The sequence below is a fragment of the Stenotrophomonas sp. YJH_SMC_54 genome (assembly GCF_059368435.1).
On record NZ_JCAFRS010000002.1, the window covers coordinates 33,013 to 55,711 of the forward strand.

Annotated in this window: 27 protein-coding genes, 1 tRNA gene and 1 pseudogene; 14 read left to right on the top strand and 15 right to left on the bottom strand. The window is 66.5% G+C overall.

All coding sequences use genetic code 11. The features are described 5' to 3' along the window. The first annotated feature begins 54 nt into the window (after positions 1 to 54). The 3 genes from AC5P5S_RS02475 (at position 55) to dxs (ending at position 5,040) form a co-directional block, all read left to right on the top strand. Complete coding sequence (locus AC5P5S_RS02475) at positions 55 to 1,845, top strand: acyl-CoA dehydrogenase C-terminal domain-containing protein (RefSeq protein ID WP_087803667.1); 1,791 nt, start codon at positions 55 to 57, stop codon at positions 1,843 to 1,845. A 516-nt stretch (positions 1,846 to 2,361) separates the two neighbouring features. Next, a complete protein-coding gene (locus AC5P5S_RS02480) occupies positions 2,362 to 3,027 on the top strand; it encodes an HNH endonuclease (RefSeq protein WP_005410414.1) in 666 nt (221 codons plus the stop codon). A 105-nt stretch (positions 3,028 to 3,132) separates the two neighbouring features. Then, positions 3,133 to 5,040, top strand: a complete 1,908-nt coding sequence (dxs, locus tag AC5P5S_RS02485) for a 1-deoxy-D-xylulose-5-phosphate synthase (protein ID WP_062606519.1) — start codon at positions 3,133 to 3,135, stop codon at positions 5,038 to 5,040. 80 nt (positions 5,041 to 5,120) lie between these two features. Here the strand turns inward: dxs and AC5P5S_RS02490 are convergent, their stop codons facing one another. The 3 genes from AC5P5S_RS02490 to AC5P5S_RS02500 form a co-directional block, all read right to left on the bottom strand. Continuing rightward, positions 5,121 to 5,324, bottom strand: coding sequence for a hypothetical protein (locus tag AC5P5S_RS02490; RefSeq protein ID WP_005410416.1), 204 nt, complete (start codon positions 5,322 to 5,324; stop codon positions 5,121 to 5,123). Positions 5,325 to 5,492: 168 nt separating this feature from the next. Further along, positions 5,493 to 6,050, bottom strand: coding sequence for a DUF3011 domain-containing protein (locus AC5P5S_RS02495; RefSeq protein WP_049397303.1), 558 nt, complete (start codon positions 6,048 to 6,050; stop codon positions 5,493 to 5,495). Between the two features lie 131 nt (positions 6,051 to 6,181). Next, complete coding sequence (locus AC5P5S_RS02500) at positions 6,182 to 6,388, bottom strand: hypothetical protein (protein ID WP_005410418.1); 207 nt, start codon at positions 6,386 to 6,388, stop codon at positions 6,182 to 6,184. A 403-nt stretch (positions 6,389 to 6,791) separates the two neighbouring features. Here AC5P5S_RS02500 and AC5P5S_RS02505 point away from each other — a divergent pair, with 403 nt between their 5' ends. The 4 genes from AC5P5S_RS02505 to AC5P5S_RS02520 all read left to right on the top strand — a co-directional run bounded on the left by AC5P5S_RS02505 (position 6,792) and on the right by AC5P5S_RS02520 (position 8,329). Then, a complete protein-coding gene (locus tag AC5P5S_RS02505; protein ID WP_062606478.1) occupies positions 6,792 to 7,076 on the top strand; it encodes a hypothetical protein in 285 nt (94 codons plus the stop codon). A gap of 12 nt (positions 7,077 to 7,088) precedes the next feature. Then, the gene (locus AC5P5S_RS02510) at positions 7,089 to 7,322 is read left to right on the top strand and encodes a DUF1653 domain-containing protein (RefSeq protein ID WP_059034964.1); all 234 of its coding nucleotides are present in this window, start codon (positions 7,089 to 7,091) and stop codon (positions 7,320 to 7,322) included. A gap of 88 nt (positions 7,323 to 7,410) precedes the next feature. Continuing rightward, positions 7,411 to 7,983, top strand: a complete 573-nt coding sequence (locus AC5P5S_RS02515) for a TetR/AcrR family transcriptional regulator (RefSeq protein WP_012480869.1) — start codon at positions 7,411 to 7,413, stop codon at positions 7,981 to 7,983. A gap of 13 nt (positions 7,984 to 7,996) precedes the next feature. Further along, positions 7,997 to 8,329 (top strand): SMR family transporter, encoded by a 333-nt coding sequence (locus tag AC5P5S_RS02520; protein ID WP_062606476.1) that lies wholly within the window; start codon positions 7,997 to 7,999, stop codon positions 8,327 to 8,329. A 22-nt stretch (positions 8,330 to 8,351) separates the two neighbouring features. Here the strand turns inward: AC5P5S_RS02520 and AC5P5S_RS02525 are convergent, their stop codons facing one another. Further along, a complete protein-coding gene (locus tag AC5P5S_RS02525) occupies positions 8,352 to 8,525 on the bottom strand; it encodes a DUF1328 domain-containing protein (RefSeq protein WP_005410424.1) in 174 nt (57 codons plus the stop codon). A gap of 94 nt (positions 8,526 to 8,619) precedes the next feature. After that, complete coding sequence (locus tag AC5P5S_RS02530; protein WP_062606474.1) at positions 8,620 to 9,261, bottom strand: LysE family translocator; 642 nt, start codon at positions 9,259 to 9,261, stop codon at positions 8,620 to 8,622. A gap of 156 nt (positions 9,262 to 9,417) precedes the next feature. Here AC5P5S_RS02530 and AC5P5S_RS02535 point away from each other — a divergent pair. Further along, positions 9,418 to 10,109: pseudogene (locus tag AC5P5S_RS02535) on the top strand (aspartate/glutamate racemase family protein). A 24-nt stretch (positions 10,110 to 10,133) separates the two neighbouring features. Here the strand turns inward: AC5P5S_RS02535 and AC5P5S_RS02540 are convergent. Next, positions 10,134 to 10,529: a hypothetical protein gene (locus tag AC5P5S_RS02540; RefSeq protein ID WP_032965929.1), complete on the bottom strand. Its 396-nt coding sequence runs from the start codon at positions 10,527 to 10,529 to the stop codon at positions 10,134 to 10,136. A gap of 244 nt (positions 10,530 to 10,773) precedes the next feature. Here AC5P5S_RS02540 and AC5P5S_RS02545 point away from each other — a divergent pair, with 244 nt between their 5' ends. The 3 genes from AC5P5S_RS02545 to AC5P5S_RS02555 are packed head-to-tail and all read left to right on the top strand — an operon-like array spanning position 10,774 to position 12,160. After that, positions 10,774 to 11,283 carry a DUF3011 domain-containing protein gene (locus AC5P5S_RS02545; RefSeq protein ID WP_062606472.1) on the top strand — a complete coding sequence of 170 codons (510 nt, stop codon included), beginning with the start codon at positions 10,774 to 10,776 and terminating at the stop codon, positions 11,281 to 11,283. Beyond that, entirely contained in the window at positions 11,280 to 11,723 is a 444-nt protein-coding gene (locus tag AC5P5S_RS02550; protein ID WP_495205355.1) for a DUF6713 family protein, read from the top strand. Before AC5P5S_RS02545 ends, AC5P5S_RS02550 begins: the two co-directional genes overlap by 4 nt. Then, positions 11,720 to 12,160 carry a GNAT family N-acetyltransferase gene (locus tag AC5P5S_RS02555; protein ID WP_062606471.1) on the top strand — a complete coding sequence of 147 codons (441 nt, stop codon included), beginning with the start codon at positions 11,720 to 11,722 and terminating at the stop codon, positions 12,158 to 12,160. The genes AC5P5S_RS02550 and AC5P5S_RS02555 overlap by 4 nt, the downstream gene beginning before the upstream one ends. Before the next feature lie 65 nt (positions 12,161 to 12,225). On the opposite strand, the gene AC5P5S_RS02560 is transcribed toward AC5P5S_RS02555, so the two are convergent. From AC5P5S_RS02560 to thrS, 9 genes are all read right to left on the bottom strand, one after another. Next, positions 12,226 to 12,302, bottom strand: a tRNA-Pro gene (locus AC5P5S_RS02560). Between the two features lie 68 nt (positions 12,303 to 12,370). Continuing rightward, positions 12,371 to 12,727: a MerR family transcriptional regulator gene (locus AC5P5S_RS02565; RefSeq protein ID WP_005410431.1), complete on the bottom strand. Its 357-nt coding sequence runs from the start codon at positions 12,725 to 12,727 to the stop codon at positions 12,371 to 12,373. Further along, entirely contained in the window at positions 12,708 to 13,007 is a 300-nt protein-coding gene (locus AC5P5S_RS02570) for an integration host factor subunit alpha (protein ID WP_005410432.1), read from the bottom strand. Before AC5P5S_RS02570 ends, AC5P5S_RS02565 begins: the two co-directional genes overlap by 20 nt. A gap of 27 nt (positions 13,008 to 13,034) precedes the next feature. Then, a complete protein-coding gene (pheT, locus tag AC5P5S_RS02575) occupies positions 13,035 to 15,431 on the bottom strand; it encodes a phenylalanine--tRNA ligase subunit beta (protein ID WP_062606517.1) in 2,397 nt (798 codons plus the stop codon). A gap of 83 nt (positions 15,432 to 15,514) precedes the next feature. Continuing rightward, on the bottom strand, positions 15,515 to 16,510 hold the full coding sequence (locus tag AC5P5S_RS02580; protein WP_005410434.1) for a phenylalanine--tRNA ligase subunit alpha: 996 nt from the start codon (positions 16,508 to 16,510) through the stop codon (positions 15,515 to 15,517). Between the two features lie 192 nt (positions 16,511 to 16,702). After that, complete coding sequence (gene rplT / locus AC5P5S_RS02585; RefSeq protein ID WP_005410435.1) at positions 16,703 to 17,062, bottom strand: 50S ribosomal protein L20; 360 nt, start codon at positions 17,060 to 17,062, stop codon at positions 16,703 to 16,705. A gap of 11 nt (positions 17,063 to 17,073) precedes the next feature. Beyond that, complete coding sequence (rpmI, locus tag AC5P5S_RS02590) at positions 17,074 to 17,271, bottom strand: 50S ribosomal protein L35 (RefSeq protein ID WP_005410436.1); 198 nt, start codon at positions 17,269 to 17,271, stop codon at positions 17,074 to 17,076. 265 nt (positions 17,272 to 17,536) lie between these two features. After that, positions 17,537 to 18,079 (bottom strand): translation initiation factor IF-3, encoded by a 543-nt coding sequence (gene infC / locus AC5P5S_RS02595; protein ID WP_005410437.1) that lies wholly within the window; start codon positions 18,077 to 18,079, stop codon positions 17,537 to 17,539. Positions 18,080 to 18,127: 48 nt separating this feature from the next. Beyond that, entirely contained in the window at positions 18,128 to 20,029 is a 1,902-nt protein-coding gene (gene thrS, locus AC5P5S_RS02600) for a threonine--tRNA ligase (RefSeq protein ID WP_005414065.1), read from the bottom strand. A gap of 429 nt (positions 20,030 to 20,458) precedes the next feature. On the opposite strand from thrS, the gene AC5P5S_RS02605 reads away from it, so the two are divergent. Genes AC5P5S_RS02605 through AC5P5S_RS02615 form a run of 3 tightly spaced genes read left to right on the top strand, consistent with a single transcriptional unit; the run spans position 20,459 to position 22,588 of the window. Continuing rightward, positions 20,459 to 20,755 (top strand): hypothetical protein, encoded by a 297-nt coding sequence (locus tag AC5P5S_RS02605; protein WP_005410439.1) that lies wholly within the window; start codon positions 20,459 to 20,461, stop codon positions 20,753 to 20,755. Next, a complete protein-coding gene (locus tag AC5P5S_RS02610; protein ID WP_033835141.1) occupies positions 20,755 to 21,018 on the top strand; it encodes a hypothetical protein in 264 nt (87 codons plus the stop codon). The genes AC5P5S_RS02605 and AC5P5S_RS02610 overlap by 1 nt, the downstream gene beginning before the upstream one ends. Before the next feature lie 10 nt (positions 21,019 to 21,028). Continuing rightward, entirely contained in the window at positions 21,029 to 22,588 is a 1,560-nt protein-coding gene (locus AC5P5S_RS02615; protein WP_005414066.1) for a PepSY-associated TM helix domain-containing protein, read from the top strand. Positions 22,589 to 22,699 lie beyond the last annotated feature (111 nt).

A 22,699-nucleotide genomic window follows, 5' to 3' on the forward strand; every position in this document is an offset into this window, starting at 1 on the left:
CGTCGCGGCGCCTGGCGCCGCTCTCCCCTGCCCTGATCAAATCGAGACGTACCGATGAGCAGCTACACCGCCCCGCTTTCCGACCTCCGTTTCGCCCTGCACGACGTGCTCAAGGTCGAACCCCTGTTCGCCCGCCTGGGCTTCACCGACGCCACCGCCGACGTGGTCGATGCCGTGCTGGAAGAAGCTGGCCGTTTCAGCGCCACCGTGCTGGCCCCGCTCAACAGCGTTGGCGATGAGATCGGCTGCGTGCTCGACCAGGCCACCGGTGAAGTGACCACCCCGCCCGGCTTCAAGCAGGCCTACGACCAGTTCGTCGATGGCGGCTGGACCGGCCTGACCGCCTCGCCGGAACTGGGTGGCCAGGGCCTGCCGCACACTCTGGGCGTGCCGCTCAACGAAATGATCAACGCCGCCAACCTGGCGTGGGGCAACTTCCCGCTGCTCTCGCACGGCGCCATCGAAGCGCTGAAGCAGCACGGCGAGGCCTGGCAGCACGAGGCCTTCCTGAAACCGCTGATCGAGGGCCGCTGGACCGGCACCATGTGCCTGACCGAGCCGCACTGCGGTACCGACCTGGGCCTGCTGAAGACCAAGGCCGAGCCGAACGCCGACGGCAGCTACTCGATCACCGGCACCAAGATCTTCATCACCGCCGGCGAGCACGACCTGACCGAAAACATCGTGCACCTGGTGCTGGCCAAGCTGCCCGACGCCCCTCCGGGCGCCAAGGGCATCTCGCTGTTCGTCACGCCCAAGTTCAAGGTCGACCGCGAGGGCAATGTCGGCGAGCGCAACGCGCTGCGCTGCGGTTCGATCGAGCACAAGATGGGCATCAAGGGCTCGGTCACCTGCGTGATGAACTTCGATGGTGCGCAGGGCTACCTGGTGGGCCAGCCGCACAAGGGCCTGCAGGCGATGTTCACCATGATGAACACCGCGCGCCTGGGTGTCGGCCTGCAGGGCATCGGCCTGTCCGAGCGTGCCTACCAGAACGCGCTGAAGTACAGCCGTGAGCGCCTGCAGTCACGCGCCCTCAGCGGCGCCAAGTTCCCGGACAAGCCGGCCGACCCGATCCTGGTCCACCCGGATGTGCGCCGCATGCTGCTGACGGTGAAGTCACTGGTCGAGGGCAGCCGCCTGCTGGCCCTGCACGCCGCCACCCTGATCGACGTCGCCCACCACGCCGAGGACGCCGCCGAGCGCGAGCGCGCCGACACCCTGGTCAGCTTCCTCACCCCGATTTCCAAGGCCTGCCAGACCGAATGGGGCATCGAGAACACCTACAACGCGCTGCAGTGCTTCGGTGGCCACGGCTATATCCGCGAACACGGCATGGAGCAGCTGGCCCGCGATGCACGCATCACCACGCTGTATGAAGGCACCACCGGCATCCAGGCGCTGGACCTGATCGGCCGCAAGACCGCCTCCAGCCAGGGCGCCGGCCTGAAGCTGATGCTGGCCGAGATCGAAGCCTTCGCCAAGGAACACGAGGGCAACGAAGCGCTGGCCGAGTTCATCGGCCCGCTGCGCGCCAAGGCCGCCGAATGGGGCAAGCTGACCCTGGACGTGCTGCAGCGCGCGGCCGGCAATCCGGACGAACTGGGCGCAGCCAGCTACGACTACCTGTTCTATTCGGGCTACGTGGTGCTGGCCTACTGGTGGGCCCGCAGCGTGGCCGCCGCCGACGCCAGCGCGCACGGCGCCGCCTTCGCCCAGGGCAAGCGCGAGACCGCGCGGTTCTACTTCGCCCGCGTGCTGCCGCGCACCCTCAGCCACGCCGCCGCCATCCAGGCCGGCGCCGCCCCGCTGATGGCGATGGACGACGAGCGCTTCGGCGCCTGAGCCGGGCTGCTGGCCGGCAACCGCAATAGCTGGCTTCCTGCGGGATGGCGAGGTGGGTCCAATTGCGGGGGACGGCGCAAATACGTTCCTTTAGCCTCGATCGCGCCATCCATGGCGCTCACGCCCCCGCAACCGGACCCACCCCGCCTTCGACAGATTTCCGCTGCTGCAGATCCACGCCACGCGTGGATGAGAACCCCCTAAATCCCTCTGGAGAAGAGCCCCCTTTTGTTAAAGGGGGCGCGCCGACAGGCGCGGGGATTAGGAAGAATGCGCGGGCAACCCAGCGCGCCAACGGCGGGCTGGGTTGCTAAAGGGGGCGCACCGACAGGTGCGGGGGATTAGGAAGAATGCGCGGGCAACCCAGCGCGCCAACGGCGGGCTGGGTTGCTAAAGGGGGCGCACCGACAGGTGCGGGGGATTAGGAGGAATGCGCGGACCTGAATCGTTGCGATTTGCGTATCGCCGACAGGCGATACACAAATCGTCAACATTCAGGTATAAGCTGTTCTCCCGATGGAGACAGACACTACACGCTTGGGTCTGATCGAAGCCGGAGCTCCGTTTTCTGCTCCGGGCGCCGAAGCATCGCCCAACGCCACGACGCTGCATCGCCCCGGTTCGGTCCGGCTGCTCTCGCTTGATGCCCACGGACGCGTACTGGACTGGATCACCTGGCAGGATGCGGCGTGCCTCTACGCCCGCGAAGCGGTGGCCTGGACGCTGGGCGATCCCTGCCTGCACATCCACGGCGGCACCAATCGCTTCAGCGGCCTGCAGAGCGGCATGGACCTGCACCCGATCATCGCCGCGCGTGGCCATGCCCGCTCCCGCGCGATCGACCCCACGCCGAACCTGACCAACCCGGCCCTGTTCGCCCGCGACGCCCACCTGTGCATGTACTGCGGCCAGCAGTTCAACCGCCCCACGCTCACCCGCGACCACGTCGTGCCACTGTCCAAGGGCGGCCTGGACTGCTGGGAAAACGTGGTCACCGCCTGTTTCCACTGCAACTCGCGCAAGAGCGACCGCACCCCGCAGCAGGCCGGAATGCCGCTGCTGGCCGTGCCCTACCGGCCCAGCTGGATCGAGCACCTGATCCTGTCCAACCGCAACATCCTGGCCGACCAGATGGCCTTCCTGAAGGCGCAATTGCCCAAGCGATCGAAACTGAGCACCTGAACGCCTGAAAATGCAACCCTCACCGTCCTGTCACGGACGGCGGCGTTTGCTTGCCCCACCCCCGTTTGAGGGCGAAAATGGGCATTCAGAAAAAGTGCGAACATGATGATCGACTCTGCCCGCTATCCCCGCCTCGCGCGCATCCAAACGCCGGATGACCTGCGCACGTTCGACGAATCCGAACTGAGGGCGGTTGCCGACGAACTGCGCGCCTACCTCATCGAATCGGTGGGCAAGAGCGGTGGCCACTTCGCCGCCGGCCTGGGCGTGATCGAACTCACCGTGGCCCTGCACTACCTGTACCAGACTCCGGTCGACCAGCTGGTCTGGGACGTCGGTCACCAGACCTACCCGCACAAGATCCTGACCGGGCGCCGCGACCAGATCCACACCGTCAAGCAGAAGGACGGCGTCGCGCCATTCCCGAAGCGCGAGGAGAGCGAATACGACACCTTTGGCGTCGGCCACTCCTCCACCTCGATCTCGGCGGCACTCGGCATGGCCATTGCCCGCCAGTCCGAAGGCGACGACCGCAAGATCGTGGCGGTGATCGGTGACGGTGCGATGACCGCCGGCATGGCCTTCGAAGCGCTGATGCACGCCGGCGGCATGGACCCGGAACCGAACCTGCTGGTGGTCCTCAACGACAACAACATGTCGATCTCCGAGGCGGTCGGCGGCCTGACCAAGATGCTCGGCCGTGCCACCGGCAGCCGCACGCTCAATGCGCTGCGCGAAGGCGGCAAGAAGATCCTCGGTGACAAGAAGAACAACCCGGCGCGTTTCGTGAAGCGCTGGGAAGAACACTGGAAGGGCATGTTCGTGCCGTCCACGATGTTCGAGGAGATGGGCTTCCACTACACCGGCCCGATCGACGGCCACGACATGCCCGCCCTGCTGTCCACGCTGAAGACGCTGCGCGCCTCCAAGGGCCCGAAGCTGCTGCACGTGATGACCACCAAGGGCAAGGGCTACGAGCCGGCCGAAGGCGACCAGATCGGTTACCACGCCGTGGGCCCGTTCGATCCGGACAAGGGCCTGGTGGCCAAGGCCGGTGCCAAGAAGCCGACCTATACCGATGTGTTCAGCGACTGGCTGTGCGATGCCGCCGCCGCCGAGCCCCGCCTGTACGGCATCACCCCGGCGATGCGCGAAGGCTCCGGCCTGGTGCGTTTCAGCAAGGAATACCCGCAGCGCTATTTCGACGTGGCGATTGCCGAACAGCATGCGGTCACCCTCGCCGCCGGCATGGCCACCCAGGGTGGCAAGCCGGTGGTGGCGATCTACTCGACCTTCCTGCAGCGCGCGTACGACCAGCTGGTACATGACGTGGCGATCCAGGACCTGGACGTGCTGTTCGCGATCGATCGCGCCGGCGTGGTCGGCCCGGACGGTGCGACCCATGCCGGCAACCTCGACCTGAGCTTCCTGCGCTGCGTGCCCAACCTGGTGGTGATGGCACCGTCCAACGAAGCCGAGTGCCGGCAGATGCTCAGCACCGGCCTGCAGCACCCGGGCCCGGCCGCCGTGCGCTACCCGCGCGGCACCGGCACCGGCGTTGCAGCCGGCACCGACCTGTCCACCCTGCCGATCGGCAAGGGCGAACTGCGCCTGCAGGGCAGCCGCATTGCCCTGCTCGCCTTCGGCAGCACCGTGGCCGCCGCCGAGCAGGTCGGCCGCGAACTCGGCCTGAGCGTGGTCAACATGCGTTTCATCAAGCCGCTGGACCGCGAGCTGGTGCTGGCTGTCGCCGCCCAGCACGAGGGCCTGGTGACGATCGAAGACAACGTGGTGGCCGGTGGCGCCGGTTCAGGCGTCGGCGAGCTGCTCAATGCCGAAGGCGTGCTGCGCCCGATCCTGCACCTGGGCCTGCCCGACAGCTACCAGCACCATGCCAGCCGCGAGGACCTGCTGGCCGAAGCAGGTATCGACGCCGCGGGCATCCGTGCGGCCGTGCTCAAGCGTTGGCCGCAGCTGGCCACAGGTACCCCGCCGCTGAGCGCGGCGGGCTGAGACCGATTGCCACCCAGTGGATCCGCGCATGGCGTGGATAGCGGGGCCAGGAAACAGGATCTGGCCTGACACCCCCGCCCTCAGCCGTAGCTGACCGCTTCAACGAAGGCGCCGCTGGCTTCCACGCGCACCGCGGCGCGCTGCCCGGTATCGACAAAGTGCAGGCGCGCCAGGGTTTCAGCGAAGTCGAAGGCGCGGGCACCGTCGCGGAAATCGATCGGCTCCGGCCGGTCCGGATGCAGCACGCGCCATTGGCGCTGTTCGCATTGCAGGCGGATCAACATGCGGCTCACTCCTTGAGGCAGCGTATCGACGGTAGCGGGACATTCCTGCCGATCACGGCAGGCATCGTCGCAACAGATCAGGGACACACAGAGATGCCCTGATCGCAGAAGATACGGCAATTCAAAATGTGAGCTGTATCAGATTTTTCTGATTTTAGAGGGGCACGCTCAGTTCACCTGGAACTGTGCCCGGCAGCCGTCGCTGACCCAGATGCCACGACGATCCCAGCCCCAGGTCTGGCCCTCGATGCAGGCACTGCGCGAATCCTGGCGAACCAGGCGCACGCCGCGGCGGATGCGGGCGTCGCAGTACTCCTGGCGATGCCCATTGGAATGACAGGTGATCACCTCACCGCCGCCCCAACCGTTGCCGTTGCCGTTGCCCCAGCCCCCCCCATTGCCCCAGCCACCGCCACGACGGTACTCGCCGACGAACTCGGCGCGGCAGCCCTGGGTCACCCAGACGCCATAGCGCGACTGGCCCCAGGTCTCACCTTCCACGCACGGCGAGCCGGACAACTGGCGGATCATCCGCGCGCGGCCCTCCAGACGGCACTCGTTGCTACGGTTCTTGATCGACTCGCAGCGCACGATGCCGCTGCCTTCGCGGCCACCGTAGCGGTCGTCGTCATAGCCGTAGCCATAGCTCTGCGCCTGGGCGCTACCCGCCGCCAGCATCGGCAGCAGGGTGCAGGCCAGGGTACGCCAGGTGAGTGCCTTGCCCATCGAGATCTCCAGATGAATACGATGGCGCAAGCATCCGGGATTCGCGGCACGGCGCACAGGGGGGCGCGTGACGCCGGTTTTTCCCCATTCAAACAACGCAACCGTAGCTGACTGCACCGCAATGACCGGCGTCAGTCTCCTACGTGCAGGGCATCCACCGCGCTGCCGAGCGCCTCGACCCGCACCGTGCTGCGCTGGCCGGTGCGACGGTGGTGCTCGAGGGCCCGCGCCGCGGCGACATCGAAAGCCTCGGCGCCCCGCGCATATCGGGTTGCGTCATGCACCTGCGGATCCAGCACGGACCAGTGCCGGGCGTTGCGTTGAACGGTAATGACCATGAGGGGCTCCTGCGGATGGAAGGATGCGACGGCAGGCGGACGGTCCACGTGCCGGTACACCTTCAGGCTAGCGATCACCTCAGGGGTGGCCCATCAGATTTGTACGAAAATGCCGCGCCCTCCGGTCAGCCCTTGCCTGCCCTCACATCCCTGAGTCCATTTAGCCTGTTCATTCCGTGATTCTTGTCACGGAGTCAGCCGGGCTTCACACTACCGTCATCAACAGGGGCCCCTTCCACATGCGCACCTTCTTCTCGCAGCAGCGTTGGACGCTGCTGAAGTTCTATTTCGTGGCCAGCTACCTCGTGCTGATCGAGGAACTGATCCGCGCCGCCATGCACTGAGCGCTTGCTGCAGGGCTATTTGCGACAGACACTGTCGCTTTAGGCACGGAGCCCGCCCGATGAAAGCGCTTCTTCTGATTCCAGCCCTGCTGGTGCTGTCCGCCTGTGCCAACCAGCATCAGGCCGCTGCGCGTGCCGATACGGCGGCCACTTCACCCGCCACGCCGAAGGTCGGTGGCGACCGCGATGCCCACGGTTGCATCGGTTCGGCCGGCTACCAGTGGTGCGAGCTCAGCCAGCGTTGCGAACGTCCGTGGGAACTGGCGCAGGCACAGGGCCTGGCCAACACCGCCGAAGCCATCGATGCCTACTGCGCGAAGCCGGCCAGCCCGGCGCGCAAGTGAGTCGCGCCGCCCATGGCTGAGCTGAGTCCGCTCCCCACCCTGGCCACAGGCCGCTACCGCCACTTCAAGGGTGGCGAGTACGAAGTGCTCGACATCGTCCGCAGCAGCGAGACCCTGCAGCCGATGGTGCTGTACCGCGCGCTGTATGGCGAAGGTGGCCTGTGGGTACGCCCGTACGCCATGTTCGTCGAGCAGGTGCCCGGCGAGCACGGACCGCAACCGCGTTTCGCCCGCGTCGACGCATGAGGGTTCCGCTGCCGGCCATGGCCGGCAGCGCGCGGTAACGCGGCGGGCCTGCGTTACAATCGTACCGTCCAGTCGGTTTCTTCCCGCCATGTCCGCATCCCCCTCCCGTTCGCGCCGCAAGGCGCCCGACAGCGTGCGCCAGTCACTGCTGCAGGCCACCATTGAAGTGATCGGCCGTAACGGCCTGGCCGCGCTGACCGTGCAGGACGTCGCGCAGGCCGCCGGTGTCAGCAAGGGTGCGTTGTTCCATCATTTCAGCAGCAAGCAGGTGCTGGTGGATGAAGCCATCGGAGCGCTGATTGGAGAATTCGAAGCGCGCGTGCGCGCCCTGCTGCAGGAAAACCCCGAAGGCCATGGCCGTTTCAGCCGCGCCTATGTGCAGGCCAACTTCGAGCATCTGCTGCAGCAGGAGCAGGACAACGACATCGGCCTGACCTTGGGCAACCTGATGGAACCGGGCCTGCTTGCGCACTGGCGCAACTGGAAGCGCGCGATGCTGGCCGAGTTCCCTGGCGAAGCCGGCGACCCACGGCTGTACGCGGCGCGCTGCGCTGCCGATGGCTACTGGGCCACGGCCTATGGGCGTCCGCTGGACGAGGAAGAACGTGCCAATGCATTGGCCATGGCCGAACAGGCCCTGAAACTGTGCGACCCGCAGTGAGCTGGAGCGCTCGATGAATCCCTACTTCTACCTTGCCGCTGCCATCGTGCTGGAAGTGATTGCCACATCACTGCTGAAGGCATCCGACGGCATGAGCCGGCTGGCGCCGACACTGGGCGCACTGGTCGGCTACGGGCTGTGCTTCTACCTGCTGTCGATGACCATGAAGTCGATCCCGACCGGCATCGCCTACGCAATCTGGTCCGGCGTCGGCATCGTGCTGATCTCACTGATCGGGCTGGTGGTGTTCAAGCAGCGCCTGGATGCACCGGCGTTGACCGGCATCGGCCTGATCTGCGCCGGCGTACTGGTGATCAACCTGTTCTCGCGCAGCAGCGCGCACTGAGCACACTGCTGCGCGATCAACGCTAGCTGACCTTCTTCGCTACGGTCATGCCGAGCAGGAACAGCACCACGGCGATGATGATGCCGGCCCAGAACAGGAACTTGGCGATACCGACCGCGGCACCGGCAATGCCACCGAAGCCGAGCACGCCTGCGATCACACCGATGACGGCGAAGATGATGGCCCACTTGATCATGTCAAACCTTTCCCTGCGGGGACTGCGTACTGGACGATCAGGCTAGGCCGTGGCCGATGTGGCAATCGTGAACAGGCCGCGTGCGCGGCGTGAATCAGCGCGGACGGAAGCGCAGCAGCGCGACGGCAAACGCCAGGAACACGCTGCCCACCAGGCGCTCGAACCAGCGTCGCGCAAACGGCTTGGCCAACCAGCGGCGAAGGCCATGGCCACCGGCCGCATACATCACGTACCAGAACAGTTCGCACGCGGCGAAGGTGGCCACCAGCACGCTGTACTGCAGCGCCTGGTCGCGTGATGGGTCGACGAACTGCGGCAGGAACGCCGCCGCGAACAGCAGCAGCTTGGGATTGCTCAGGCCCACCAGAAGGCCACCACGGAACACCTTCCACGCGCCCAGCGAGGCCGCAACCGGCGGCGTAGCATCGACCGTCACCGGCGGTGCCGGCCGGCAACTGTCACGCCATGCCTTCAGGCCCAGCCAGGCCAGATAGGCCACGCCCAGATAGCGCAGCACCTCGAACAGCATCGGCGAGGAATGCAGCAGCGCACTCAGGCCTGCTGCGGAGGCCGCCAGCACCAGCAGCATCGCCAGCAGGCAGCCGGCCATCGCCGGCACACTGCCACGGAACCCCAGCCCGACGCTGCGACCGAGGATATGCAGCATGTTCGGCCCCGGCGTACCACACAGAACGAACACCGTGGCGAGGAACCACCACCAGGTATGCAGGGCCATAGCGCACATCCACTTCAGAAGATCCAACCAGCATAGAGTGCGCCGGGCCTGCCGCGGCACACACAGCGCAGCATGGATGTGGTGGTTACAGATCGCCGCCATCGGCAACCGGGCACCATCTGTGCTGCAATGAGGGCTCCTGGCACGGAGCGGCGCATGAAGACCCTTGGCCTGATTGGTGGCATGAGCTGGGAAAGCTCGGCCCAGTACTACCGGCTCATCAACGAGGAGGTACGGCGGCGGCTCGGCGGTGCACACTCGGCACAGCTGCTGCTGTGGTCGGTGGATTTCGCCGGCATCAAGCAGCTGCAGCACGAGGGCGACTGGGACACCCTGGGTGACCACATGGTCGATGGCGCGCGGCGCCTGCAGGCGGGCGGCGCCGACCTGCTGCTGATCTGCACCAATACATGCACAAGCTGACCGATCGCATCGAGGCGGCCTGCACGCTGCCGCTGCTGCATATCACCGACCCCACCGCCCAGGCCATCGTGCAGGCAGGCGCACGCAAGGTGGGCCTGCTCGGCACCGCCTTCACCATGGAACAGGACTTCTACCGCGGCCGGCTGCAGGATCGCTTCGGACTGGAGGTGCTGGTACCCGAAGCCGATGATCGTCGCAGCGTGCACGACATCATCTACCAGGAGTTGATCGCTGGTGTGGTCAGCGAGCACTCACGACAGGTCTATGCCGGCGTGATCGCGCGACTGGTGGCGCGCGGTGCCGAAGCAATCATTCTTGGCTGCACCGAGATCATGCTGCTGGTACGCCCGGAGGACAGTGCAGTGCCGCTGTTCGATACCACCGCCCTGCATGCGCGGGCCGCCGTGGACACGGCCCTGGCTTGAATCAATGCGCGCCGGAGCGCGGAATCAGTCCGCGCCCTGCACTTCCAGCGCGGTGATCAGCCACTCGACCACCGCCGGTGAATCGCACAGGAAGAAGATGGCGTCACCAGAGCGTGCGTCGGTAAGCAGCCGATAGACCGTGATCGCCACCGCCGACTGGTTGGCGATGAACACTTCCGGGCTGCGCGGCCCTTCACTATGCCCGGCAACGGCATGCAATGCCTTGCGCGCAGCCACAGTGGCAGCCGGGTCCGCGCTGCGGGTCAGTTCCGGCCCGCGCAGCCCCCAGGCAACGAACACATGCTTGCCCTTGAACGTAGTGTCCAGGACCCGCACCTCGGCGCCACCTGCGTCGGCCGAGCGATGAATGACGGTACTGCTGATCAACGCAACCCCCTGTGGTCGTCGTGGTCCGCGCATCCTCCCCCGCAGGCCGCCCGCACACCAGTGACGGCAGCCACAGGCTGCGCCGACAGGCGTGGAAGACATGTAAGAAGGTGTAAACCGATGCGATCGGATGTGCAGCGATGATACGGGATGTAAGCCTCTGCATGGGCTGGTGCGCACTACTAAATCCCTCCTGAGCCGCTTCCGGAACGATGCGTTCCGACGGCCCCGTGCTGGGTCATTCTTGCCGCCCGAATCCCCGCCCGAGGCCCCCCCCATGACCCTTCGCCCGCTGCTGCCGATCACCGGCGCCGCCCTTGCCCTGCTGCTGGCCGCCACCGCCGTGGCCGCCCAGGACTACGACACTGATCACATTCCAGCGCTGCGCTGCGAATCCCAGTTCAACAAGACCGAGCAATGCCCCATCGAGGGACCGATGCGCCTGGCCAGGCAGCTGTCGGTGACCCGTTGCGTGGAAAACCAGAACTGGGGCCAGAGCCGTCGCATGCTGTGGGTGACCGACGGCTGCCGCGCCGAGTTCGTTGCCGACGAACACGGCCGCTGGCCGGGACGTGGCCGCAGCCGTGATCGCGACAACGAGGGCGAACGCCTGGTCTGCGAGTCCTACGAGAACAAGGACAAGGAGTGCCGGATTCGCGTGCGCCATGAGGTACGGCTGGTCAGGCAGAAATCGGTGACAGCCTGCATCGAGGACCGCAACTGGGGCTGGGACCGCCGTGGGGTGTGGGTCAGCGACGGCTGCCGTGCCGAGTTTCGTGTGTATTGACTGCCGGCCGCGCGCTGGCTGCATCGAGCAGGCGTGCGTGCCAGGCGGAGTCGATAGACTATGGCCTGCACGGCAGGGAGCACGACATGGAACGATGGTATCTGGCGACGCTGCTGGCGTTGATCCTGCATCAGATCGACGCTGCATTCTGGCAGGAATGGGCCATGTTCCATGTCCCCGGTGGCATCCAGGGCTTCCTGCTGTTCAACCTGTTCGCAGTCGGCGCCGTGCTTTGGGGTTATCGCCAGATCGTGCTGGGCACATCCACGGCGCGCAGCTATGCACTGGCTTGCGGGGGGCTGGGCATTAGCACGGCACTGATCCATCTGGCCTTTGCCCTGTTCGGTCGCAGTGAATTCCACCTGCCGCTGTCGATTGCCGTCCTGCTCGCCTGCTTTGTGTCGGGTGGCGGCCTGTTGCTGAAGCTGCGCCCGCGATGAACCGGACGTCCTCTTCTCCGCACCTGCGCGACGGCATTCCGCAGGACGCAGATGCCTTGATCGCGCTCGACAGCGTGGCAGCCACTGACCCACGGCGGATCATGCAGATTGCCGACTGGCTGGCGCACGGCGTCGTGCAGGTCGCCGAGCAGGACGGCAAGATCGTCGGCTACCTGGTCATCCATCACCACTTCTTTGGCGAAGCCTTCATTGAAATGTTGATGGTGGCGCGCGAACAGCGCAGCCAGGGCATCGGCGCCATCCTGCTGGGGCACGCGATCACGTGGCGCGGTGGCGGCAAGCTGTTCACCTCGACCAATGCCTCCAACACGGGCATGCAACGCCTGCTCGCTGCCGCCGGCTTCGTGGGCAGCGGCATCGTGCATGGCCTGGATGAAGGCGATCCGGAACTCATCTACCGCTTCGCGGAAGACTGATCAGCATCTGCAGAGCGCACAAAAAAGCCCGCGCATTGCTGCGCAGGCTCCTTGATTCATCACAGTGGTCGGGACGGCCGGATTCGAACCGACGACCCTCTGCCCCCCAGGCAGATGCGCTACCAGGCTGCGCTACGCCCCGACTGATGCTGCGATGTGCCCGCCAGTGCGGCGGGCCGTGAAGTATAGCGGATTACGATGGAAATGGGATCAGCGGCGCAACAACTGCAGCACTTCTTCCAGCTCCATGCGCACCTGCTTGATGATCTGGTTGCTCAGCGCCGATTCCTCGCGGGCATCGGGGCCATCCAGGCGCAGGCGGGCACCACCGATGGTGTAGCCCTGTTCGTACAGCAGGCTGCGGATCTGCCGCACCATCAGCACGTCATGGCGCTGGTAGTAGCGGCGGTTGCCTCGGCGCTTGGCCGGCTCAAGGCTGGGAAACTCGGTTTCCCAGTAGCGCAGGACGTGCGGCTTGACGTCGCACAGCTCGCTGACCTCACCAATTGTGAAGTAGCGCTTGGCCGGGATCGGCGGTAGTTCGCGGTTACTGCCCGGATCCAGCATAAGCCTCCACCCTCTCCTTGAGCTTCTGGCCCGGACGGAAGGTGACCACCGTACGGGCGGAAATCGGAATTTCCTCGCCGGTCTTGGGGTTGCGACCCGGGCGCTGGTTCTTGCGCCGCAGATCGAAATTACCGAAGCCCGACAGCTTCACCTGACGTCCCTGTTCCAATGCTTCACGCAGCACATCGAAAAACGCGTCGACGAATTCCTTGGCTTCACGCTTGTTCAGACCGACTTCGTCGAACAGCTTTTCCGCCATCTCCGCCTTGGTCAATGCCATTGCCTGCTACCCCCGAGTGCTGCCCGCTCAGCCGCGGATCCGGGCGTGGTGTTCACGCTCGATGGCAGTGACCGCCTCGGCCACCACCGCATCCACGTCGCGGTCCGTCAGAGTGCGCGACTTGTCCTGCAAAATCAAGCCCATAGCGAGACTCTTGAAGCCCGGCTCGACGCCCTGGCCAACATAGCGGTCGAACAGGTTCAGGTCGCGCAGCAGCGGGCCGGCGGCCTGGCGGACGGTCGCCGCCAGGTCGGCCCAGGCCACCTGCTCAGGCACCAGGAACGCCAGGTCGCGGCGCACTGCCGGGAAGCGCGACAGCTCGCCTGCACGCGGCAGGCGACGGGCGGTCAGCGGTTCCAGGTCCAGTTCGAAGGCGTACACGTCGGCTTCGATGTCCATCGCCCTGGCCAGGCGCGGGTGGATCTGGCCGATCCAGCCAATCGCCACGCCATCGCGGAACACCTCGGCCGAACGCGCCGGGTGGCCATAGGGACGGGCCGAGGGGCGGAACTCCAGCTGCGCGCCACTGGCAGCAGCCAGCGATTCCAGGTCGCCCTTCAGGTCGTGGAAGTCGACCTTGCGGGTCGGCAGGCCCCACTGCACCGCCTGCGCATCACCACAGACGGCGGCGGCCACGCGCGGGGTTTCCAGCGGTGCGGGCCGGCTTTCGCCGAGCGACGCGTCCCCGGCCTGCTGGGCGAACACACGCCCGATCTCGAACAGGCGCACGCGACCCAACTGGCGAGCGGCGTTGCGGCCCAGCGTGGCGACCAGGCCCGGCAGCAGCGACGGGCGCATCACCGCCAGTTCGGCCGACAGCGGGTTGGCCAGCGGTACCAGGCCGTCGCGCAGCTGCCACTGGGTCAGCAGCGCGTCGTCGACGAAGGCAAAGTTGACGGTTTCCTGCTGGTCGCGGGCGATCAGCTGGCGACGCACGCTCAGCGCGTCCAGCTGGGTCTCGCTCGGCATCGCCACGCGCGAGGCACCGCCCGGCAGCGTGGTCGGGATCTGCTCGTAACCGTGGATGCGGGCCAGTTCCTCGATCAGGTCTTCTTCGATGGCGATGTCGAAGCGGCGGCTCGGCGCGGCGACCTGCCAGCCCTCGGCCGTGGCAGCCACGTCCATGCCCAGCGCGCGCAGGATGCGCTCGACTTCGGCGTCGTCGATGGTGATGCCCAGCACGCGGCTGATGCGTGCGCGGCGCAGTACGATCGTCGCCGGCTGCGGCAGGTCATCGGCGCGCACGGCCTCGGTGACCGGCGCCGGCGTACCGCCGGCCAGGTCAAGCACCAGGCGGGTGGCGTATTCGATGGCGGTGCGCGGCAGTGCCGGATCGACGCCACGCTCGAAGCGGTGACCGGCATCGGTGTGCAGGCCCAGCTTGCGGCCACGGCCCATGATCGCGGCCGGCGCGAAGTGCGCGGCCTCCAGGAACACCGCAGTGGTGTCATCGGTGACGCGGGTGTCGAAGCCCCCCATCAGGCCGGCCAGGCCGACCGCACGGTCGGCATCGGTGACCACCAGGAAACTGTCGTCCAGCGCGGCATCGCGGCCGTCCAGCAGCTTCAGGCTCTCGCCCGCACGCGAACGGCGCACGGCGATGCTGCCCTGCAGGGTGCCGAGGTCGTAGGCATGCATCGGCTGGCCCAGCTCCAGCATCACGTACTGGGTGATGTCGACCAGCAGCGAGACCGGACGCACGCCGCTGCGGCGCAGGCGCTCGGCCATCCACAGCGGGGTCTTGGCGGCGGCGTTGACGCCTTCGATGACGCGGCCCAGGTAACGCGGCGCTTCGGCGCCAGCGTCGAGCTGGATCGACAGTTCACGGCTGCCGACCGGCGCAATGGCATCGGCGGCGAAATCCAGCACTTCGCTGCGGGTAGCCGCGGCGACGTCGTAGGCGATGCCGCGAAGGCTGAAGCAGTCGGCGCGGTTCGGGGTCAGCTTGATCTCGATGCTGGCGTCCGGCAGCCCCAGATACTCGACCAGGGACTGGCCGACCGGTGCGTCGTCCGGCAGTTCCAGCAGGCCGGAGGCATCGTTGTCCAGGCCCAGCTCCTTGGCAGAGCACAGCATGCCGTTGGACTCGACGCCGCGCAGCTTGGCCGGCTTGATCTTCAGCTCGCCGATCTGCGCGCCGACCATCGCCAGCGGCGCGACCAGGCCCGGGCGCGCGTTCGGCGCGCCACACACGATCTGCAGCAGCTCGCCCTGCCCGGCATCGACCTTGCACACCTGCAGGCGATCGGCTTCGGGATGGCGCACGGCATCGACGATGCGTGCCACGACCACGTGGTCGAGGCCTTCGCCAAGTGCGGTCACCTCTTCCACTTCCAGGCCGATGGCGGTCAGCACCGCGCTCAGTTCATCGCGCGAGGCGGAGGTCGGGACGTGGCTGCGCAGCCAGTTTTCGGAGAATTTCATGGTGTCACCCTGGTGGGCCCGGCGCATGCGCCTGGGCCTGCGTTGTTGAGTCCGCCGGGCATGGCCCGGCGCTACCTAGTGCGTTACGCGAACTGCTTCAGGAACCGCACATCGTTCTCGAAGAACGCGCGCAGGTCATTGACGCCGTAGCGCAGCATCGCGAAACGCTCCACGCCCATGCCGAAGGCAAAGCCGGTGTAGCGCTCCGGATCGATGCCGACGTTGCGCAGCACGTTCGGATGCACCATGCCGCAGCCAAGCACTTCCAGCCAGCGGGTGCTGCCATCGGGCTGCTGCCAGGCGATGTCCACTTCCGCGCCCGGTTCAACGAACGGGAAGTAGCTGGGACGGAAACGCATCTCGAAATCGCGCTCGAAGAACGCGCGCACGAACTCGGCCAGCGTGCCCTTCAGGTCGGCGAAGGTCGAATGCTCGTCGACCAGCAGGCCTTCGACCTGGTGGAACATCGGCGAGTGGGTCTGGTCGCTGTCGCTGCGGTACACCTTGCCGGCGGCGATCATGCGCAGCGGCGGCGCGTGGTCGCCCATGTAGCGCACCTGCACACCGGAGGTATGCGTACGCAGCAGGCGGCCGTCGCCGAAGTAGAAGGTGTCGTGCATGGCGCGCGCCGGGTGGTGCGGCGGGAAGTTCAGCGCCTCGAAGTTGTGCCAGTCGTCCTCGATCTCCGGCCCTTCCGACAGTTCGTAGCCCAGCCGGCCGAAGATGCCGGTGATGCGCTCCAGGGTGCGGGTGATCGGGTGCAGGCCGGCACGGTCGCCATTGCGGCCCGGCAGGGTGATGTCGATGGCTTCGGCGGCCAGGCGCGCATCCAGTGCCGCATCTTCCAGCAGCGCCTTGCGCTCGCCCAGCGCGCGGGTCAGCACGTCGCGGGCCTGGTTGATCGCTTCACCGGCGGCCTTGCGCTCGTCGGCCGGCAGGGCACCGAGCTGCTTGAGCTGCGAGGTGATGCTGCCGCTCTTGCCAAGCAGGGCCACGCGCAGCTGCTCCAGCACGTCGGGGCTCTGTGCGGCGGCCACATCGGCCAGCGCCTGGGTGGTGAGGGATTGGATGTCGCTCATGGGGGGCTGGAACTCCAGTCGATCTGCCATCGCGATGCGCGAAGGGCCGACCCCTGTCGCCACCGCCGTCCCCGCGCTGCCGTCGTGGCCTCGCCGGGACCCAAAAAAGAATGGGGAAGGACTTGCGCCCTTCCCCATGCATTGCCTTGACCTGACACCGTCCGAGTGAACGGTTACGGCATCGGGAAGGACTTATGCCGCCAGCGCGCCCTTGGCCTTTTCGGCCAGCGCAGCAAAACCGGCTGCGTCGTGCACGGCGATGTCAGCCAGGACCTTGCGATCCAGGGTGATGCCGGCCTTCAGCAGACCGTTCATGAAGCGGCTGTAGCTCAGGCCGTTGATGCGGGCAGCCGCATTGATACGGGTGATCCACAGCGAACGGAAGTTGCGCTTCTTCTGCTTACGGCCGATGTAGGCGTACTGCTGTGCCTTGATGACCGCCTGCTTGGCGACGCGGAAGACCTTGCGGCGGGCGTTGTAATAGCCCTTGGCGAGATCCAGGATTTTCTTGTGGCGGCGACGCGCCTGTACGCCACGCTTAACTCGTGCCATTTTTCAGTTCCTCAGAGGTAAGGGAGCATGCGGTCCAGACGGCCTGCGTCTTCTGCACGGACATGGCCCGTCTGACGCAGATTACGCTTACGCTTGGTCGCTTTCTTCGTGAGGATGTGGCTACGGTTGGCGTGGCCGCACTTGTACTTGCCCGAGGCGGTCTTGCGGAAACGCTTGGCCGCTGCCCGGTTGGTCTTGATCTTGGGCATTGCAATGTCCTTGATGGGATATGACCCTGGTTTCTGACTGATCTGGCGGCGGCCTGGGCCGCTCTTTCCGTCCTGCCATGATCGGCGTACGACCCGTCCTGGGTGGGTCGAGCCGGGCATGATACAGGCAAAACCGCCCTGCCACCAGCCCCTGCAACCCTTTACCGGCGATTCACCGGCGTCCTGCAAAAGCAAAGGGACGCCAGCGGCGTCCCCTCACCCTGAACCCTTCAGCCAGGCGCCCCGGAAGGCGGCCCGTCAGGCCTCAGGTCTTCTTCTTCGGCGCGATCATCATGACCATCTGACGCCCTTCCAGGCGCGGACGGGATTCAATGACGATGTCCTCGCCCAGATCGGTCTCGATCCGGTTGGCCATTTCGCGACCCAGTTCCTGGTGGCTCATTTCACGGCCACGGAAACGGATGTTGACCTTGATCTTGTCACCATCTTCGAGGAACCCGCGCATCTTGCGCAGCTTGATCTGGTAGTCGCCCTCGTCCGTGACCGGACGGAACTTCACTTCCTTGATCTCGACCTGCTTGGTCTTCTTCTTGGCCTCGCTGGCCTTCTTCTGCGCTTCGAACTTGAACTTGCCGAAGTCCATGATCTTGCAGACCGGCGGATCGGCCTGCGGCTGGATCTCGACCAGGTCCAGGCCTTCATCTTCGGCCATGGACAGCGCTTCGTCGCGCGACAACACGCCGATCATTTCTCCGTCACTGCCGATCACGCGGACGCGCGGCACACGGATTTCCTGATTCTTGCGGTTCTGTTTGTTGTCAGGGGTGCTGATATTACGTTCTCCCAAGGGTATCGAACCGGTCCGGGTGCCTGTGCGCCCGGACCGGACCTTTGCTTACGCGCCCTCGGCGTGGAGCCGCTCGATGAAGGCCTGCAGGCTCATGCTGCCCAGGTCTTCGCCAGAACGCGTACGCACCGCCACAGCCCCATTTTCCTTCTCGCGGTCACCGATGACCAGCAGGTAGGGCACGCGCTGCAACGTATGCTCGCGGATTTTATAGCCGATCTTCTCGTTACGCAAATCCGAGCTGACGCGGAAGCCTTGCTCCGCAAGGGTTTTGGTCACGCCCGAGACGTAGTCGGCCTGGGCGTCGGTGATGTTGGCCACCACCACCTGGGTCGGCGCCAGCCAGGCCGGGAACTGGCCGGCGTGGTGCTCGATCAGGATGCCCAGGAAGCGCTCCATCGAGCCGACGATGGCGCGGTGCAGCATGACCGGGTGCTTCTTCTGGCTGTTCTCGTCCACGTACTCGGCGCCCAGGCGGCCCGGCATCATGAAGTCCACCTGCATGGTGCCCAGCTGCCAGGTACGGCCGATGGCATCCTTCAGGTGGTACTCGATCTTCGGGCCGTAGAAGGCGCCCTCGCCCGGCAGCTCCTGCCATTCCACGCCACAGGCGGTCAGCGCCGAGCGCAGCGCGCCTTCGGCCTTGTCCCAGGTGGCGTCGTCACCCAGGCGCGATTCCGGGCGCAGCGCGATCTTGATCTGGATCTCGTCGAAACCGAAGTGCTGGTAGACCGCCAGCGCCTGCTGGTGGAAGGCCGTCACTTCCGACTCGATCTGGTTTTCCGTGCAGAACACGTGGCCGTCGTCCTGGGTGAAGCCACGCACGCGCAGGATGCCGTGCAGCGCGCCGGACGGCTCGTTGCGATGGCAGGAACCGAACTCACCATAGCGGATCGGCAGGTCGCGGTAGCTGTGCAGGCCCTGGTTGAACACCTGGATGTGGCCCGGGCAGTTCATCGGCTTGACCGCGTACGTGCGCTTCTCCGATTCGGTGAAGAACATGTTGTCCTGGTAGTTGTCCCAGTGACCGGACTTCTTCCACAGGCTCACGTCCAGGATCTGCGGGCAGCGCACTTCGCCATAGCCGCTGTTGCGGTAGACCTTGCGCATGTACTGCTCGACCACCTGCCACAGCGCCCAGCCCTTCGGGTGCCAGAACACCAGGCCCGGTGCTTCTTCCTGCAGGTGGAACAGGTCCTGCTGCTTGCCGATGCGGCGGTGGTCGCGCATTTCAGCTTCTTCGATGCGCTTGATGTACGCCTCGAGCTGCTTCTTGTCGGCCCAGGCGGTGCCGTAGATGCGCTGCAGCTGCTCGTTCTGCGCGTCGCCGCGCCAGTAGGCGCCGGAGATGCGGGTCAGCTTGAAGGCCTTCAGGAAGCGCGTGTTCGGCACGTGCGGGCCACGGCACATGTCCACGTATTCCTGGTGGTAGTACATGCCCATCGCCTGGATGTCCTCGGACATGTCCTCGATCAGGCGCAGCTTGTAGTCCTCGCCACGGGCCTTGAAGATCTCGATCACTTCGGCGCGCGGGGTCATCTTCTTGATGACGTCGTAGTCCTGGGCGATCAGCTCGCCCATGCGCTTCTCGATCGCGGCCATGTCGTCCGGGGTGAACGGGCGCTCGGAGTAGATGTCGTAATAGAAGCCTTCGGCGATCACCGGGCCGATCACCATCTTCACGTCCGGGTAGAGCTGCTTGACGGCGTGGCCGACCAGGTGGGCGCAGGAGTGGCGGATGATCTCCACGCCCTCCTCGTCCTTGGCGGTGATGATGCGCAGGCTGGCATCGTGGTCGATGACGTCGCTGGCATCGACCAGCACGCCATCCACGGCACCGGCGATGGTGGCCTTGGCCAGGCCGGCGCCGATCGACTGGGCGACCTCCATGACGCTGACGGGGTTTTCAAATTCGCGGCGGCTGCCGTCGGGAAGAGTAATGTTGATCATCGCAGTGGCTTCGTGCGGGGCCCGCTGGGCGGGCTGGAAAGCGTTCCCGGGGCGGCGCCCGGGCAATAAAAAAGCGCCGCGAGGGCGCCTGGAACACAGGGCCTTCGGGGGCAGGTCAACAGTGGGCGGTGGTAGTGCTCATGTCGCACGCTCGGCCGGCGCTGGGCGCGGGCCACCTTGTTCCAGTCAGGGTTCTACGATGATCTTAAACCAGCGCACCGGAAAGCCCAAGGACTACCGTACGGTCGGCTGAATGTGCCTCGCTGGCGGCGTGAAATTGCAATGATTACCATGTCGGCGCAGGCCGCTCCGTGCCAGCCTGCCCGCTTTCCCCCAGGACCCCGTGATGCGCCACCCGCTCCGACCGGCTTCCGCCGGCCCCGCCCGTGCCCCGCGTTCGCCGGCCCGCTGCCGCGCCGGCCGCCCGCAATGATCACCGTCGGCCTTTCCACGCTCGGCTTCTGCAGCCTGGGCATGCTGGCAGCGATGTTCTCGGCGCTGGCCTTCTATGCCGCTTCGCCGCATTGCCGCTGGCCGCGCCTGCGCCGCGCCGGCCGCCTGGGCCGCCAGATCGGCCTGGTCGCCGCTGCCGCCGCGCTGTGGCTGTGGATGGCCGAGCTCGGCTTTGCCGCCGGCCTGGTGGCGATGTTGTGCACCTGGATGCTGGCCGCGATGCTGTTGCCGGCGCTGGCCGCCTGGCACCGTCCCGGCACGGAGTCGCCCTGATGTGGCCGCGCGCCTTCGCTGGCGTCGTGGCCGGCTTCTTCCTGGCCGCAGCCGCGACCGGCCTGCTGGCATGGGTACCGCCCGGCCCCTGGCAGCGGGCGCTGGTGCCGACCCTGATCGCTTTCATCCCGCTGTGGATGCTGGCCGCCCTGTGGGCGTTCAGTTTCCGCAGCGCGCTGCGCGCCTGGCTGGTGCTGGGTGGCAGCGCCGCTGCCGGCTTCGCCATGCTCGGGCTGCTGCGCCTGACCGGCGCGGTGCAATGAGACCTCTCCCATGAAGTTCAGTTCGCAGACCCTGCGCACGTTCACCACCCTGCATACCTGGGTCGGCCTGGTGGCCGGCTTCGGCCTGTTCGTGGCCTTCTACGCAGGTGCGCTGACCCTGTTCCATCACGACCTGCCACTGTGGCAGACCCCGGGAGCCGCCACCGCACTGCCCGCCGGGCTGGACGATGCGCAGTACCTGCTGGAAGACGTGCTGGCTGCGCATCCGGAGGCACGCCGCCACGTCGGCATGACCTTCCCCGGCGCCGAACACCCGCAGCCGCTTGCGTACTGGCAGGCCGATGACGGCAGCTGGCGCTATGCCTGGCCCGGCCAGATCGCCGGCAGCCCCACACCACCGCAGACCGGACTGGCCGAACTGGTCAACGAGCTCCATTACAGCCTCGGCCTGCCCGTGGCCGGGATCTACGTGATGGGCATTGTCAGCCTGCTGTACGGCATGGCACTGCTCAGCGGCCTGGTGATCCATCTGCCGAAGCTGCTCGGCGACCTGTTCGCGCTGCGTCCGGGCCGCAACCTGAAGCAGCTGTGGCAGGACGCGCACAACGTGATCGGCGTGCTCAGCCTGCCTTTCCACCTGATGTTCGCGGTGACCGGTGCCCTGCTCTGCCTGGTGTTCGTGCAGATGGCCCTGCTCAACCCGTTGATCTACGACGGCAAGGCGCTGCAGGCGGTGCCGACGGCGATGGACACCGCGCCCGTGCGCGATGCCAGTGGCATTCCGGCACCGCCGGGCAGCCTGCGCGTGCTGCATGCGCGCGCGCTTGAAGTCGCCCGCGCACAGGGCGTGGCCAACTTCGAGCCGGCCTACCTGAAGCTGGCCAATGCCGGCGATGCCAATGCCACCATCGAGATCACCGGCGAATCCACCGGTACGCTCGGCCCGCTTGGCGCGGTGGCGCTGGACGTGGCCACCGGCGACGTTCTGGCCTCGCAGCTGCCGGGCCAGCGCGACGCCAACCACGCCACGCTCAGCGCCGCCTACGCGCTGCACTTCGGCGAATTCGGCAACGGCGTGGTGGTCTGGCTGTACTTCCTGCTCGGCCTTGGCGGTGCGTTCCTGTTCTATTCGGGCAACCTGCTGTGGATCGAGTCGCGGCGCAAGCGTCGCCAGCCGCAGCAGCCGCGCGCCGGGGTGAACATGGCGCGGGCGACGGTCGGCGTGTGCATCGGCCTGTGCGTGGCGATCTCGGTCGCGTTCGTCACCGCGCTGGTGCTGGAGCGGCTGGCGCCGACGGCGGTCGATCGCGGCATCCGCTGGGCCTGCTTCGGCAGTTGGGCGGCCTGTGCGCTGTGGGCCGCGCTGCGACGCCCGGCGCAGGCCGCACGCGAGTTGCTGTGGGCGGCGGCGATCAGTACCGCGCTGGTACCGGTGCTGCACGGCGCACTCAATGGTGACTGGCTCTGGCGCGCCGCCGCGCGTGGCCACTGGCCGCTGTTCTGGGTCGACGCCATCGCGCTGGCCATGGCCTTCGGCTTTGCCCGCCTGGCAGTGGCCAGCCAGCGCCGCGCCCGCAACGGCGATCCCAACAGCGTCTGGGCCAACTGAACCTTCGCCGGGCATGCCCCGGCGCTACCTACCGTTGCGCGCAACGCCCCCTGTAGCGTCGAGCTTGCTCGACAGCTGTTGATTTCGCGCCAAGCACCGTCGAGCAAGCTC

What these genes read in the sequence shown, in the direction of transcription:
- AC5P5S_RS02475 (WP_087803667.1), top strand. Translation starts at nt 55, where the DNA reads ATGAGCAGCTACACCGCCCCGCTTTCCGACCTCCGTTTCGCCCTGCAC.
- AC5P5S_RS02480 (WP_005410414.1), top strand. Translation starts at nt 2,362, where the DNA reads ATGGAGACAGACACTACACGCTTGGGTCTGATCGAAGCCGGAGCTCCG.
- dxs (WP_062606519.1), top strand. Translation starts at nt 3,133, where the DNA reads ATGATCGACTCTGCCCGCTATCCCCGCCTCGCGCGCATCCAAACGCCG.
- AC5P5S_RS02490 (WP_005410416.1), bottom strand. Translation starts at nt 5,324, where the DNA reads ATGTTGATCCGCCTGCAATGCGAACAGCGCCAATGGCGCGTGCTGCAT.
- AC5P5S_RS02495 (WP_049397303.1), bottom strand. Translation starts at nt 6,050, where the DNA reads ATGGGCAAGGCACTCACCTGGCGTACCCTGGCCTGCACCCTGCTGCCG.
- AC5P5S_RS02500 (WP_005410418.1), bottom strand. Translation starts at nt 6,388, where the DNA reads ATGGTCATTACCGTTCAACGCAACGCCCGGCACTGGTCCGTGCTGGAT.
- AC5P5S_RS02505 (WP_062606478.1), top strand. Translation starts at nt 6,792, where the DNA reads ATGAAAGCGCTTCTTCTGATTCCAGCCCTGCTGGTGCTGTCCGCCTGT.
- AC5P5S_RS02510 (WP_059034964.1), top strand. Translation starts at nt 7,089, where the DNA reads ATGGCTGAGCTGAGTCCGCTCCCCACCCTGGCCACAGGCCGCTACCGC.
- AC5P5S_RS02515 (WP_012480869.1), top strand. Translation starts at nt 7,411, where the DNA reads ATGTCCGCATCCCCCTCCCGTTCGCGCCGCAAGGCGCCCGACAGCGTG.
- AC5P5S_RS02520 (WP_062606476.1), top strand. Translation starts at nt 7,997, where the DNA reads ATGAATCCCTACTTCTACCTTGCCGCTGCCATCGTGCTGGAAGTGATT.
- AC5P5S_RS02525 (WP_005410424.1), bottom strand. Translation starts at nt 8,525, where the DNA reads ATGATCAAGTGGGCCATCATCTTCGCCGTCATCGGTGTGATCGCAGGC.
- AC5P5S_RS02530 (WP_062606474.1), bottom strand. Translation starts at nt 9,261, where the DNA reads ATGGCCCTGCATACCTGGTGGTGGTTCCTCGCCACGGTGTTCGTTCTG.
- AC5P5S_RS02540 (WP_032965929.1), bottom strand. Translation starts at nt 10,529, where the DNA reads ATGCGCGGACCACGACGACCACAGGGGGTTGCGTTGATCAGCAGTACC.
- AC5P5S_RS02545 (WP_062606472.1), top strand. Translation starts at nt 10,774, where the DNA reads ATGACCCTTCGCCCGCTGCTGCCGATCACCGGCGCCGCCCTTGCCCTG.
- AC5P5S_RS02555 (WP_062606471.1), top strand. Translation starts at nt 11,720, where the DNA reads ATGAACCGGACGTCCTCTTCTCCGCACCTGCGCGACGGCATTCCGCAG.
- AC5P5S_RS02565 (WP_005410431.1), bottom strand. Translation starts at nt 12,727, where the DNA reads ATGCTGGATCCGGGCAGTAACCGCGAACTACCGCCGATCCCGGCCAAG.
- AC5P5S_RS02570 (WP_005410432.1), bottom strand. Translation starts at nt 13,007, where the DNA reads ATGGCATTGACCAAGGCGGAGATGGCGGAAAAGCTGTTCGACGAAGTC.
- pheT (WP_062606517.1), bottom strand. Translation starts at nt 15,431, where the DNA reads ATGAAATTCTCCGAAAACTGGCTGCGCAGCCACGTCCCGACCTCCGCC.
- AC5P5S_RS02580 (WP_005410434.1), bottom strand. Translation starts at nt 16,510, where the DNA reads ATGAGCGACATCCAATCCCTCACCACCCAGGCGCTGGCCGATGTGGCC.
- rplT (WP_005410435.1), bottom strand. Translation starts at nt 17,062, where the DNA reads ATGGCACGAGTTAAGCGTGGCGTACAGGCGCGTCGCCGCCACAAGAAA.
- rpmI (WP_005410436.1), bottom strand. Translation starts at nt 17,271, where the DNA reads ATGCCCAAGATCAAGACCAACCGGGCAGCGGCCAAGCGTTTCCGCAAG.
- thrS (WP_005414065.1), bottom strand. Translation starts at nt 20,029, where the DNA reads ATGATCAACATTACTCTTCCCGACGGCAGCCGCCGCGAATTTGAAAAC.
- AC5P5S_RS02605 (WP_005410439.1), top strand. Translation starts at nt 20,459, where the DNA reads ATGATCACCGTCGGCCTTTCCACGCTCGGCTTCTGCAGCCTGGGCATG.
- AC5P5S_RS02610 (WP_033835141.1), top strand. Translation starts at nt 20,755, where the DNA reads ATGTGGCCGCGCGCCTTCGCTGGCGTCGTGGCCGGCTTCTTCCTGGCC.
- AC5P5S_RS02615 (WP_005414066.1), top strand. Translation starts at nt 21,029, where the DNA reads ATGAAGTTCAGTTCGCAGACCCTGCGCACGTTCACCACCCTGCATACC.